Source organism: Sorangium sp. So ce321 (assembly GCF_051530195.1).
In the GTDB taxonomy this organism is placed as follows: Bacteria; Myxococcota_A; Polyangia; order Polyangiales; family Polyangiaceae; genus Sorangium.
Genome location: NZ_CP150329.1, coordinates 10430888 through 10444212 on the forward strand (window position 1 = coordinate 10430888; position 13325 = coordinate 10444212).

The 13325-nt window shown below is 73.9% G+C and carries 10 protein-coding genes; 3 read left to right on the plus strand and 7 right to left on the minus strand.

Annotation, left to right across the window (positions count from 1 at the left end; translation table 11 throughout):
- Positions 1-83: 83 nt before the first annotated feature.
- The gene (locus WME89_RS38570) at positions 84-1022 is read left to right on the plus strand and encodes a LysR family transcriptional regulator (protein ID WP_438004590.1); all 939 of its coding nucleotides are present in this window, start codon (positions 84-86) and stop codon (positions 1020-1022) included.
- A 54-nt stretch (positions 1023-1076) separates the two neighbouring features.
- Here WME89_RS38570 and pilQ read toward each other — a convergent pair whose 3' ends face one another.
- The 5 genes from pilQ to pilM form a co-directional block, all read right to left on the minus strand.
- Entirely contained in the window at positions 1077-3452 is a 2376-nt protein-coding gene (pilQ, locus tag WME89_RS38575) for a type IV pilus secretin PilQ (RefSeq protein ID WP_438004591.1), read from the minus strand.
- A gap of 88 nt (positions 3453-3540) precedes the next feature.
- Positions 3541-4188 (minus strand): pilus assembly protein PilP, encoded by a 648-nt coding sequence (locus WME89_RS38580; protein ID WP_438004592.1) that lies wholly within the window; start codon positions 4186-4188, stop codon positions 3541-3543.
- A complete protein-coding gene (locus tag WME89_RS38585; protein WP_438004593.1) occupies positions 4185-4823 on the minus strand; it encodes a type 4a pilus biogenesis protein PilO in 639 nt (212 codons plus the stop codon). Before WME89_RS38585 ends, WME89_RS38580 begins: the two co-directional genes overlap by 4 nt.
- Positions 4823-5467: a PilN domain-containing protein gene (locus WME89_RS38590; protein WP_437619750.1), complete on the minus strand. Its 645-nt coding sequence runs from the start codon at positions 5465-5467 to the stop codon at positions 4823-4825. Before WME89_RS38590 ends, WME89_RS38585 begins: the two co-directional genes overlap by 1 nt.
- Positions 5464-6525: a type IV pilus assembly protein PilM gene (pilM, locus tag WME89_RS38595; protein WP_437303898.1), complete on the minus strand. Its 1062-nt coding sequence runs from the start codon at positions 6523-6525 to the stop codon at positions 5464-5466. The genes WME89_RS38590 and pilM overlap by 4 nt, the downstream gene beginning before the upstream one ends.
- A gap of 294 nt (positions 6526-6819) precedes the next feature.
- Between pilM and WME89_RS38600 the strand changes: the two genes are divergently transcribed.
- Together WME89_RS38600 and WME89_RS38605 are read left to right on the plus strand one after the other, a co-directional pair.
- Positions 6820-7995, plus strand: coding sequence for a DUF882 domain-containing protein (locus tag WME89_RS38600; protein ID WP_438004594.1), 1176 nt, complete (start codon positions 6820-6822; stop codon positions 7993-7995).
- A gap of 203 nt (positions 7996-8198) precedes the next feature.
- Positions 8199-9107, plus strand: a complete 909-nt coding sequence (locus tag WME89_RS38605; RefSeq protein WP_438004595.1) for a sigma-70 family RNA polymerase sigma factor — start codon at positions 8199-8201, stop codon at positions 9105-9107.
- A gap of 96 nt (positions 9108-9203) precedes the next feature.
- On the opposite strand, the gene WME89_RS38610 is transcribed toward WME89_RS38605, so the two are convergent.
- Positions 9204-11924 carry a hypothetical protein gene (locus WME89_RS38610; RefSeq protein WP_438004596.1) on the minus strand — a complete coding sequence of 907 codons (2721 nt, stop codon included), beginning with the start codon at positions 11922-11924 and terminating at the stop codon, positions 9204-9206.
- On the minus strand, positions 11921-13306 hold the full coding sequence (locus WME89_RS38615) for a 3-keto-5-aminohexanoate cleavage protein (protein WP_438004597.1): 1386 nt from the start codon (positions 13304-13306) through the stop codon (positions 11921-11923). The genes WME89_RS38610 and WME89_RS38615 overlap by 4 nt, the downstream gene beginning before the upstream one ends.
- Positions 13307-13325: the final 19 nt, after the last annotated feature.

Below are 13325 nucleotides of genomic sequence, written 5' to 3' on the forward strand. Positions count from 1 at the left end.
ATGTTCCAGCGCGCCCGCGCCCGGCGCGCAAGATAACGTAAGTATCCACTCCGGGAATACGCATCCATGTATATATTCCACCCGTGAATCTCTCTGCGATCGACGTGAACCTCGTGATCGCGCTCGACGCGCTGCTCCAGGAGCGCAGCGTGACCCTCGCGGCGCGCCGGGTGGGGCTCAGCCAGCCGGCGATGAGCCACGCGCTCACGCGGCTGCGCGAGCTCTTCGCCGACCCGCTGCTCATCCGGGTCGGCCGCCAGATGGCGCTCACCTCGCGCGCCGAGGCGATGACCCCGCAGGTCGCGGCGCTCATGCACGATCTCACGAGGCTCTTCGGCGGGCCGGCGCCGGCCTTCGATCCCGCGAGGAGCGACCGCACGTTCCGGATCGCCACGACGGAGTACGTGCAGCTCCTCCTCCTGCCGCAGCTGAACGCGGCGCTCGCGCAGGGCGGTCCGAGGCTCGCGCTCCACCTGCTGCCCCTCGACGCCCGCGCCGCGGACGCGCTCCGGAACGGCGAGATCGACCTCGCGATCGGCGTCCTCTCGCGGGACGCCCTCCCCTCCGATCTCCGCCGCGTGACGCTCTTCGACGACCGCTTCGCCGGGCTCGCGCGCGCGAGCCACCCGACCGCGCGCGGTCGCGTGGACCTCCCGACCTACACCGCCCTCCCGCACGTCGTCATCCCCCGGCACGGCGCGCACGAGGGGGTCGCGGACGAGCTCATCGCGTCGCGCGGCGTCTCGCGCCGCGAGGTCATGGCCGTGCCGCACGTGTTCCTCGTGCCGCACGTCGTCACGGCGTCGGACCTCGTGGCGACCGTGGCCACGCGCCTCAGCCGGGCCTTCTCGAGCCTGCTGCCGCTCCGCACCTTCGACCTGCCGTTCGAGCTGCCGCCCCTCGAGATCGCCATGGCGTGGAACAGCCGGACCGAGGACGACCCCGCGCGGGCGTGGCTGCGCGGGGTCGTGACGGACGCGGTCCCGCTGATGCGGGAGGCGACCCGGCGGAAGCGCGTCTGAAGGGCGCGGGGCCCGCGCGCGCCCCGTCGAGGTGGCGCGCGCCCCGCCGGGGCGTTACCGGCCGAGGGCCTCGGCGCGGTTCACGATCCGCGGCGTGAGGAAGATGACGAGCTCGCTGCGCGTGTCGCTCGCGCGGCGCCGCTGGAAGAGCAGGCCGAGGACGGGGATGTCCCCGAAGAACGGCACCTGATCGAGGTTCCGGCCGGTGTTGCGGGTGAAGATCCCGCCGATCACCGCCGTGTGCCCGTCCATGATCAGGAGGTCGGTCTCCGCCTCGCGCTTCAGGATGGTGGGGTCGCCGCGGGCCGAGGTCTGGTTGAAGTCGGGCTCGTCGCGGTTGATCTTCACGTGCATCGCGACGCTGCCGTCCGACGTGACGTGCGGCTTCACGAGCAGCTGGAGCTTCGCCTCCTGGAAGGTCGTCTGCACGCCCTGCGCGCTGATCTGCGAGAACGGGATCAGCGTGCCCTGGCTGATCCGCGCCTCCCGGTTGTCGAGCGTGAGGATGCGCGGGCTCGAGATGATCCGCAGCATGCCGCTCGCCTCGGCCGCGGAGAGCCGGACCCCGAGGTTCACCGTGTTGTTGATCGAGCCGAGCGTGAAGCCGAGCGCGCCGCCCTGCCCGGTGCCGACGATCGCCGGCAGGTTGACCGCGAAGTTCGGGTTCGCGACCTGGTTCGTGAACGGCGAGAGGCCGCCGGTCGGGGCGTTCGAGTCGGTCGCGCCGCCGGCGACGCCGATCGCCGACGGGAACACGAGCCCCGTCGGGTTGCCGGTCGCCGCGCTGAACGTCCCGTCGCCGCCCCACTGGATGCCGACGTCGCGCACGTAGCGGCTCGTCGCCTCGACCACGCGCGCCTCGATCAGGACCTGCGGCGTCTGCGTGTCGAGCGAGCGGACCAGCTCCTCGATCTGGTTCAGGTTGCCCGCGACGTCGCGCGCGATGAGCACGTTGGTCCGCTCGTCGACCGCGAGCGAGCCGCGCGGCGACAGCATGTCCTTCGAGCGATCCTGCAGGTCCGCCGCGTCCGCGTAGTTGATCGGGATGAGCCGCGTCTCGAGCGGCGCGAGCTGGAGCTCGCTCTTGCGCCGCGCGATCGCGAGCTCCCGCTCCTTGTTGAGGTCGGCGATCGGGGCGACGCGGATCATGTTGCCCTGCCGCACCACGCCGAGGCCCTTGGCCTGGAGCACCGTCTCGAGCGCCTGGTCCCACGGGACGTTGCGCATCCGGATGGTGACCGTCCCGCTCACGTTGTCGGCGGTCACGATGTTGACCCGCCCGACGTCGGAGATCAGCCGGAGGACGTTGTGGATGTCCGCGTCCTTCAGGTCGAGGTCGATGCGCCGCCCCGTGAACCGCCGCTGCTGCCCGGCGAGCGCGGGCATGAAGGCGCCGGCCTGGTCGGGCTCGACGACCGACTCCTGGCTGCCCGCCGGCTGGTCGGGGCCGCGCCCCGCGAAGCCGGGCTCCGCCCCCACCCCGTCCATGCCCTCGAACGACGTCTCCACCTTCGGCGCGCCGCCGTCGACGAGCTCCTCGCGCGCCACCGTGCGGGTCCGCCGCGCCGCGCCGCCGTCGGCGCCGATCCCCGAGAGCGTCGAGGGCAGCGCCCCCCGCGCGACGCTGAGCACGAGCGTGTTGCCCTCGCGCGCGACGGCGCCCGAGGCGCCCTCGGCCTGCTCCACCTCGACGACCACCCTGGAGCCGTCGCTGTTGCGCCGGAACGTCGAGATCGCCCGCACCGGGCCGCCGAAGGCGCCCACGTCGAGCTTGCGCTGGAGGGCGTCGGGCAGCCGGACGCCCTGGAGCTCGATGACGCGGCGGCCCCCCTTGCCGGTCGACTCGCGGTAGCTCGGGATCGACGAGAGCTCGATGATCACCCGGTCGAGCGTCGCCTGGTGCTCGAAGCGCACGTCGGTGATCGCCGCCGGCTCGCGCGCCGGCGCCGCCGTCGCGGGGGCGGCCGGGGCCCGCGCCGCCATGGGCGCGGTCGCGTCGGCGGCGGCGAGCTCGATCACGAGCGCGCCCTGGTCGGCGCGGATTCGGTAGGCCGCCGGGCGCGCGAGCTGCACGAGCACCCGCGTCGTGCGCTGGGCCGCCTTGCCGAAGCCCTGGGTCATCACCCCGGCCACGATCGCGTTGCCGTTCGTGATCGCGCCGGGCGCGCCGCTCATCTCGGCGCCGTCGAGATCGATGAGGAGCCGCTTGCCGCCGTCCGCGACCCGCGCCGAGAAGCGCGGCGCGCCGCTCGTCGCCACGACCACCTGGGCCCGGTCGTCCGCCGGCGCCGTGAGCCTGACGTCGCTGACCTTGATCGGGGCCGCGGCGTCTGCGTCTCCCGCAGGAGCGCCGAGGATCAACATCATCCCGAGCGCCGCAGCACGGCGAAGCGCGCCCCGCTTCGGGCGATAGTCTCGATTGCTCTTCATTGCACTCCCGCTTCGCGGTGACGCGAGGTCTGCGTCACGCTGCCGGGAGGCTACTTCGGGTGCCCGGGGCGGGCCCAATTCATGGCGGTCAGGGGGCGGGCTCGTTCTGCTCGCCGAGCGGACGCAGCGCGATCACGCGCGTCGTCGGCGGGATCTCCGGGTGCGACGGGTCCTCGCGGATGAAGACGACGTCGGAGTCGCGGATCCGGTCGACGCGCCAGTTCACGGCCACGTCGACGCCCGTGGGGCCGCCCGCGTGCACGATCTCGGCCTTGCCGACGAAGTCGCCCACCTTCGCCACCCACCCGAGCCCCGTCGGGTCGGTGAGCAGCGCGCGGGCGGGCGCGCGCGAGACGACGCCGACCAGCTTGAGCTCGTCGAGCGCGAAGCGGTCCACGAGGACCTGCCGCTGGATCGTCACCCGCCCCCGGGCCTGGGTCGCGAAGAGCGACTCGAAGCTCCGGAACGGGTCGCGGCTCCGGTCGCTCTCGGAGAAGTCGGCCTCCTGGAACTCGCGGAGCGGCAGCGGCGGCATCTCGGGCGCGCCGGCGTCCGGGGCCGCGGACGCCGAGGCGCCGGCCGCGGGGGTGCGCGGCGGCGAGGCGGTGGCCTGCGGCGCGGCCGCGCCGCCCAGCTGGGCGGAGGTGATCACCGGCTCGTCCTCGCACCCGGTGAGCGCGAGCGCCCACGCCGTGGTCGCCCCGAGGGCGAGCAGCAGCAAGCGACCGCCGCTCACCGGACACCTCCGCCGCTCCGCCGCTTCACGCCGGCCGTCGGGGTCTCTCCGGCGCGCACGGCGCGGAACGCGGTCGCGAGGCACTCCACCTCGACCTCGACGTCGGTCCCCACGACCTTCGGCTGCTTGATCTGGACCTCCTCGAGGTTGATGATGCGGTCGAGCTGCCCCACGCCGTGGAAGAACTTCGCCACCTGGTGGAACTTGCCGGAGAGCGTCAGCTTCATCGGCACCTTGGAGAAGAACTCCTGCGGGATCTCCTCGGTCGGGCTCCATGACGTCAGGTTGACGCCGGAGACGGTCGCGACGCCCTGGATCGCGGAGAGGAAGGCCGGCGTCTCGGACTCGTCCGGGAGGATCTTCTTCTGCTCGCGGCTCAGCTGCTCGCGCCGGGTCTTCTCGTCGAGGTCCTTCTGGTAGGCGGCCTTCGACGCCTGCGCCTTGGTGAGCTCCGCCTGGAGCGCCTGCTGCTTCTGCACGGCGCCCTCAATCTGCGAGTCCACGTCGGCGTAGAAGCCGACGAAGTACAGGATGCCGACGAGCGCCGCGAAGAGCGCGCCGACGCCGACCTTGGCGAGCGGCGGCAGCCGGTCGAGCGCCGAGCCGGCGGGCGCGGGGTTGGGCTTCGTGGCCATCAGTACCTCACCTTCAGCTGCAGCGCGAACGAGACGAGCTCGAGCCGCGACGCCTTCTCGTTCTCTTTCTTCCCCGGGAGCAGCTGCACGTCATAGAAGTACGACGACAGCTTCAGCCGCTGGGCGAGCTCGTAGACGTCGGTGCCGTCGCGCGCGAGCCCCTCGACGCGCACGGTCCGCTCGGACTCGACGTAGCTCGAGAGCCACAGCCGCCGGCTGTCCCAGGAGGGGTTGTAGACGGCGAGCGGGTTCTCCTTGCGGAGCTGCGCCAGCTTGTCCGGGTCGGCGGTCGGCCCCTTGCCGTTCGTCAGGAGCTGCGCGAGCTCGAGCAGCACCGCGGTCGGCCCGCTGCGCGCCGCCTGGAGCTTCGCGATCGCGTCCTCGCGCGCGCGGAGCACCTCGAGCGACTTCTTGATCTCCTCGTGGTTCGAGACGAGCGTGCGGATGTCCTGGATCTGGCTCTGGAGGACCGAGTTCTTCTGCGACTGCGCCTCGAGCTCCTCGACCTTGGTCTGGTGGAAGAGGAAGAGCGCGACGATCTCGAGGATCACGACGCCGAGCGTGACGAGCAGCCAGCGCTGGCTCGCCTGCGGGGCGGCCCCGCGCGTGCCGCGCCGTTGCGGGAGCAGGTTGACGCGTATCACGAGCGCTTCTCCCGGTCCTTGCGCATCGCGAGCCCGAGCGAGACGCAGAACTGCGCCGCCCGGAGCCGGAGCAGCTCCTGGTTGACTTCCTTCGCTTCCACGGTGATGCGCTCCATCGGCTGGATCAGCTCGACGGCGACCCGGGCGCGCCGCCCGATCGCCGCGGGCAGCGCGGGCAGGTTGGACGAGCCGCCCGTCAGGTAGATGCGGTGCATGTCGCCCTCACCGCTCGTGGCCAGGAAGAAGTCGAGCGAGCGCTGGATCTCCCCGGCGATGGAGTCGCACACCTGCTCGATGGTCTCGATGACCTGGGCGGGCACGCCGCCCGGGCCCGAGGTCACGCTGGCGCACTTGAACTCCTCGGCCTGCTCGAAGCTGATGCCGAGCTTCCGCTGGATCTGCTCGGTGATGTAGTTGCCGCCGTTGCCGATGTCGCGGGTGAACGCGCTCGCGCCGCGCGACACGATGTTGATCGACGCGAGGCTCGCGCCGACGTTGATGATGGCGAACGTCTGGTCCGGCGGGATGCCGCGGTTCACCTCGAACAGGTTCTGCACGGTGAACGCGTCGATGTCGACCACCATGGGCTTGAGCTTCGCGGTCCTGGCGATCTGCGTGTAGTCGTTGATCTCGTCGCGCTTCGCGGCGACGAGCAGGAGGTCCATCTGCCCGGCCTCGGGGCGGCGGCGCAGCACCTCGTAGTCGACGTGCACGTCCTTGATGTCGAAGGGGATGTGCTGCTCGGCCTCCCACTGGATCTGCTCGTCCAGCTCGGCGGCGGTCATGAGCGGCACCGTGATCTTGCGGATGATGACCGCCTGACCGCTGATGCTGAGCGCGATCTCGCGCTGGCGGATCTTGGCGTCGGAGAAGGCGCGGCCGAGCGCCTCGACGATCGCCTGCGCGTTCATGACGTGGCCGTCGACGATCGCCTGCGGCGCGAGCGGCGCGTAGCCGAGCCGCACGAGGCCGTAGCCCTTACGGCCTTCTTTGATCTGAGCGATCTTGATCGCGCTCGATCCGATGTCGACCCCGATCAAGTTCTTGCCTTCCGACATCCCGTCCGTCCTGGTCCGCGCCGCCTTGGGTGAAGAAAGGGGAGCCCGGGCCGCGTTGCCCGGGCCCTCGCGCGCCCGATCCCCGTTGATCGCTTCTGGTCGCTTCCGGCGAAGCTTCGCACCGCCGTCGATCGCGGGGCAAAAAACCGCTTTACGCTCGCCTCTCGCCCGCCTATCGAAGCCCGATACGCGGTGCGGCGCCCCCGGTATGGCCGGCCGGCGCGCGCCAGCCCAGGGTAGCACCGTCCGGGGCTCGGTCGTCGGGCACGGATGACGTCAGGTCAGAGTCGCCTCATGCATCCGGACTTCTCGCGTTTCTGCGGCCCCCGCGGCCTCCCCGCCGGCGCCGCCCTGGAGCCCCGCGCTCGGTCATCGCGGCTGCGCTCTGCCCTCGCCGCCCTCGCGGCCGCCTTCGTCCTGCTCGCCGCCTCCGGCGCGGCGGTCGCCGAGGACGGCCAGCACACCGTCTACGCCGGCCAGACGCTCGGCAAGATCGCGAAGCGGTACCGCATCACGGTCGACGCGCTCCGCGAGGCGAACGGGCTCAAGCCTGGCCAGCGGATCCACCCCGGGCTCGTCCTCGTGATCCCCGAGCGGGGCAAGCCGGGCGGCCGGTCCGCGCCGGGCGCGTCGAACCGGGCGGCCTCGCTGCGCGACGGGCCGGAGCGGAGCCGCGGCGCCAGCGCGAAGGAGCGGAGCGCCGAGACCCGCCCCCTGGGCAAGGGGTCGATGAAGCGGGACCCGAAGCCCGACCCCCGGTCGATGCCGCCGGGCAAGCGCTACGCGCAGCGGCCCAAGCGCCCCGGCTGGGTCCGCCTGGTGCGCGGCGCCGAGCGGCTCGACCTCCAGCTGCTCACGTCGAAGGGGCGCCTCGTCCCCAAGGCCCTCCCCAAGCTCAGCCGGCTGATGCGCGCGTCGCCCACCGCGTCGATTCCCATCGACCCGCGCCTCGCCACGCTGATCGGCATGGTGAGCGACCACTTCGGCGGCAGGACCATCCGCGTCGTGAGCGGGTATCGCCCCTACTCTCCGACCCAGTACACGCCGCACTCCAACCACAACTTCGGCCGCGCCGTCGACTTCATGGTCGAGGGCGTGCCCAACACCGTGGTCCGCGATTTCTGCCGAGGTTTCCGCAACGCGGGTGTCGGATATTACCCCAACTCGACGTTCGTTCACCTGGACGCAAGATCAGATAAGGTGTACTGGGTGGATTACTCGAGGCCTGGAGAGCCGCCGCGCTACGAAGGGGCGAGGGGCTCTGTCGGGGCCGACGAGGCGGCCCGAGATGTCCCCCTCTCGGCGGAAGAAGAGGTGTATGGGTCAGGCCAGCCCCGCGCCACTCCGCCGCAACCAGCGAATACTACAGGGACAAACTCGGACGCGGGGCGCAGCGGCAATGAAGCGCAGCGGGGCGTGGGTTCAGGAGCACCCACCCCGACGCCCGCCGCTTCACCGGCCGGAAGGTGAGCTGCCGAGGCGGCTGGGCATACTCCACACACTGAACATCCGCACCAGACACAATTGCGCGGCTCTACCTTGCACGCTGCGAGAGTTGTGGCACCAATCCACCTCACGTGCAGCAATCGACCCGACTGCAGCGGGAGGGGCTCCCTTCTCCCAGGTCACTCGCCCCGTGCTGTGACGGGGACGAGCTTGTCCAGCCGGTCATCATGGGCACAGCGTGCCCGGTCGTCACGTGTGACCGCGCGCTGATCGAAGCGCAGGTCGCGCTGGCTCTCGATTCTCTCGACGCCCACGACGCAGGGCCGGTCGCCGCGGCGCAGGAGCCGGGCGCGGCGCTCGCGCACGATGCATGGGAGTCCGCGGAGCTCACGTCAAGCTGCGCGCACGACTTCTGGGAATCGGCGGAGGGCACGTCGCCCTGCACGTACGAGGAAGCGTGGGAGTCCGCGGAGCAGGACCGCGGCGCGAGCGACCCGCCAAGCTGTACCGGCGCGGCCTGCGCGAGCGGGCCGCGCGACCGCGAAGCGCCCTGCGCGCCGCTCCGTCCGGAGGTGCTGAAGGGGTACTTCCCGCTCGTCCGCAAGCTGGTGCGCCAGGTGGCGCGGCACCTGCCGCCCAACGTGCAGCGCGACGATCTGCTCAGCGCGGGGATGCTCGGCCTGGTCGACTCGCTCCGCAAGAACGGCGGGAGCGACGGCGAGACGTTCGCCGGCTACGCGAAGCTCCGGATCCGCGGCGCGATCGTCGATGAGCTCCGCGCACAGGACTGGCTCTCGCGGCGGGCGCGCGAGGCGGTGGAGGCCGGGGCGGCGGGCACGGTCGGCTGCTCGACCGTCTTCGTGAGCCTGAGCGAGGTCACGCCCACCGAGGAGTCGGTGCACATGTCCGGCGGAGACGACCCGATCGAGGCGATCTCCGCGCAAGCGACCCGGCGGGCCCTCGCCTTCGCGATCGCGCAGCTCCCCGAGCGGGAGCGGCGCGTGATCGGCATGTACTACTTCGAGGGGGCGAAGCTGAAGGACATCGGCGCGGAGCTCGGGGTCGGCGAGCCGCGCGTGTCGCAGCTGCACACGCGCGCGCTCGGGATGCTGCGCGGCATGCTGTCCCACGCCTGACCGCCGCGCCGGTCGGGCCCCCCGCGGGCCGCCGCGCCCGTGAGGACCACCGCGGGCCGCCGCGCCCGTGAGGACCACCGCGAGCCGCCGCCGCGATCAGGGGGGCGCGTCCACCGTGAGCCGGCGCGCCCGGCCGGGCATCGCGAGCCCGACCGCGAAGAGCGCGGTCTCCTCGTACCCCTGCTGCAGGGCGGGGTCGCCGGAGGCCCGGTGCACGAACGCGTTGCGGTGCGCGCCGCGATCGAGCGCGACGACGCGGGCGCAGCCGAGATCGAGCAGCGCCTCGGTCGTGGCCTCGTCGCTGTCGAACGTCGTCGTGGCCACGAGGAGCGTCCCGTCGTCGAGCGCGCACGCGGCGCCGCGCCGGCGCATGGTGCCGATCTCGCGCGCCTCCGGCCGCAGCCTGCCGTCGTCGGCGGTGAGCGGCACCTCGGTCGCATCCATGTCCGGCGCGAGCTCGACGCCGCCGGCCGGGCGGATCTCGACGCGGCCGCGACGGACCAGCAGCAGGCCCCCCTCGCCCCGGAAGCGGAGGCCGACCGTGCCGCCCACGGCGAGCCCGCGCGGGCCGCGCCGCCGGCCGGTGCCGACGCCGATCGCCGCCAGGACCTGCTGCCGCTCGCCCTCCGGCACCTCGGCGGCGAGCTTCGGCGCGTTGCGCGGCGAGATCTCGCGCGACCCCGCGCGCAGGCGGAACAGGAACCGGTCCGGCGCGAAGGCGTGCACGCGGACCTGCGCGCCGAGGTGCACCGTGTCGGCGGCGTACACGGCCGGGCTCCACGCCGGGGGCGGCTGCGCGCCGCCGTCGACCGTCCAGCCCACGCGCTCGCCCGGGAGCGACAGATCGGGCGGCGGCGGGCCGTCCGTCGAGCGCGACGAGAAGTAGAGGAAGGGGCCCGGGGAGGCGGACGCGACGTGCGCGGGCGGCGCGAGCGACATCGCGGGCGAGAGGCGCTCCGCGGTCAAGCGGCCGTCCGGCTGCGCGCTCAGGAAGGCGACCCCGAGCGGGTCCGGCGCCCTGCCCAGCGAGACGCCGGCGACGCACCCGGCGCGCGCGAGCGCCGCCCTGAGCGCGGCCGCGTCGAGGGCGCTGCCCCACGCGTGGACCACGAAGCCGCGGTCGGTCGCGCACAGCGCCGCGCGCTCGACGACGAGGTCGTCGCCCTCGCCGGGCGAGAGCGCCGCGTCGCCGGCGGGCGCCGCGGCGCTCGCGGCCTCGAAGAGGGACGGCCCTTGCCAGAGCGACCAGGGGAAGCGCCTCGGCCCCTCGCCGCGGGGCTCGCCGGGGCTCGCCGCCGCCGGGCGCTGCCAGAGCACCCAGGGCACGCGCTCGACCCCGGCGCCGGAGGGCCACGCGCCGAAGTAGGGCCGGCCCGAGGCGTCGACCGCGAGCGTCGCCGCGCCGTCGCGCGGGGGCACCAGCGGGCGGCCGCCGACGACCATGCCGAGCGCCTCCGCCTCCTCGTGGAGCGCGACAGGGTCGCGCGGGCCGGCGCCGAGGCCGATGGCGCCGCGGAGGGCCGGCGCGTCCGGGAGCGTCCCCGTGCCGTGCAGGCCGGCCGTCGGCCGGGGCGCCTCGAAGCCGGCCTGCAGGGTGAACTTGACGTGCCGCGTGTCGATCGCGAGCAGGTGGACGCGCACCTCTCGCCGCTGCGGATCGGGGCGGATCGTCGTCGCCGCGAACGGGCTCGACGGGCGCTGCGGGTCGCCGTCGATCCCGGGGAGCACGCGCGGGAGCGAAGGGGCCACGAGCACCCAGGCCCCCTCCCCCGGGAGCGGCGGATCGACCGCCGGCTGGACCGGCGGCGGCGGCCAGAGCGAGGGCCACCCCGGCGGCGCGGGCTCCGGGGACGCCGGCCCGTGGGTCAGGTACGCGGCGTCCGGCCCGGCGCGCAGCCCCGCCGCCGCGCTGTCGGCGGCGAGCGCGAGCCGCTCGACCGCGGCGGCCGCCCCCGGGCCGAGCAGGCGGCCGGCGGAGAGCCCGGCGAGCTCCGCGAACGAGGACACGCGGCGCGGGACGCGGTGCGCGCGGGCGCCGAACGGATCGCTGCCGCCCGTGTCGAGCTCGCCGGTGCCGGCGCTCAGCGCCGCCGGGACCGCCTCGGGGCCGAGCGCCATCACGAGGGCCTCGTCGGCGAGGTCGAGCCGCGCCGACGCGGGCGGGCTGTCGAACGAGATCTCGGTGCGCGAGACGCCGTCCGCGCTCCCTGTCTCGAGCCAGCCGTCGACCGCCGCGCGGAGCCGCTCGCCGAGGGGCGCCCCCGGGCGGGCGCCGCCGCCGAGATCGAGCAGCGTGATCCCCTGCACGGCGCCAAAGGCGGAGGTGGTCACCGCGACGCGGCGCCCGCGGGCCACGAGGTTGCGGTCGTCGCCGAGGGGCGTCTCGGTCAGGTTGCGGACGCCGCTCAGGCTCACCGGCCGGCCGGAGCGCGTGAGCCGCACGCGCGCGCGGTACAGGTCGGCGGCGCCGCGCCCTTCCGGCGCGCGCTCCGCGTCCGGCGCGCGCTCCCCGTCCGGCGGGCCCGCGACGTCCCGCGGGCCCGCGACGTCCCGCGGGCCCGCGACGCCCAGGAACAGCACCCGGCGGCCCAGCAGCGCGTCGGAGAGGAACCCGCCGCGCTCCTCCCAGACGAAGTCGTCCGGGCTGACCGAGCCGCCGATCGCCTCGCCGAGCATCCCGGCGATCGCGTCCGCGGTCCGCGCGGGCGGAGACGGCATCGAGAGCCGCGCGGCGGCCCCGACGACGGCGACGCCGAGCGCGATGGGGAGCCGGCCACGCAGGTGATCGGCCCAGGTGGAGAGCGGTCGTCCGATCATCCCTGCGCGAGCGCGCTCCCTCCCCCGGCGGCGCCGGCCTGGGCCGCCGCCGCGGCGCGCGGGCGGACCCCGAGCAGCTGGCGCGCGCGGTCCGGCTCGACCACCTCGCGGCCGATGCTCCGCGCGAAGGCGGCGGCGCGCGCGACGAGCGGCGCGCTGCCCTCGGCGAGCACGCCCTTGTCCAGGTAGATGTTGTCCTCCAGCCCGACCCGGGCGTGCCCGCCGAGCTGCATGGCGAGCTCGGTCATCGGGCGCTGGTGGCGGCCGACGGCGGCCACCCCCCACGTGGCGCGCTGGGGGATCTGGGTGATCATGAACCGGAGCACGTCCTCTCGCGCCGCGATGCCGCCGGGCACCCCCAGCACGAACTGGAAGTGGAGCGGCTCCGCGAGGAGCCCGTCGGCGAACAAGCTGAGCGCCTCATGGATATGGCCGACCTCATAGCACTCGAGCTCGGGGACGCTCCCCGCCGCGCGGATGCGCGCGGCCATGTCCCGGATGAGCGGCCGGGCGTTGTCGAAGATCCCGTCGCCGAAGTTGATCGTGCCGCAGTTCAAGGTGGCCATCTCGGGGCTGCAGAGCAGCGGCTGGGCGCGCTCGTCGACGCTCATCCCGACGGCGCCGCCGGTCGACGTCTGGACGATGACGTCCGTCTTCTCCTGGATGGCCGCGATCGCCTCGGCGAACAGCTCGCGCGACTGGCTCGGCGAGCCGTCCGGGTTCCTGACGTGCAGGTGGACCACGGCGGCGCCCGCGTCGCGGCAGCGCGCCGCCTCGTCGGCGAGCTCGCGCGCCGTGACGGGCAGGTGCGGCGTCTGCGCGCGGGTCGTCTCGGCGCCGACGATCGCCGCCGTCAAGATGAGGGCGCTGTTCGGCGGCGTGACGATGATCCGGGGGGGCGGCGTGATGATCGGCCGCGGCTCCGGGAGCTTCGCGTGATCCGGGGGCGGCGCCGACAGCGCCGGCAGGACGAGGCGCGGCCGACGCTGGAGCTCCTTCGGGACGACACACGTCCCGAGCGCCCGACAGACGACGATCGGCTCGGCCAGCGCGTCCGCCGCCGAGGGCGCCACCCCGGCTTCGCGGACGCTGGCGACGACCTTGCGCGCCTCGAAGGCCATCGCGCGCGACGTGGCCCCGACCTTCGTGACCACCCCGGTCGCCTCGATGAAGTCGCCTGCTCGGACCGGGGCGAGGAACTCGACCGCCTCGTACGCACGGAAGAGCCCCTCGTCGCCGTCCAGACGGATGAGGAGCTCGGTGGCGACGTCGCCGAAGAGCGCGAGAATTCGCGCGCCGTCACACAGCTCCCCCGCGTAATGTGCGTCATGCGCGCCCATCCTGACGCGCAGCGTGACCGTGAGACCAACCCCAGTGCTCATGGGCGTGAAGACTCAACAG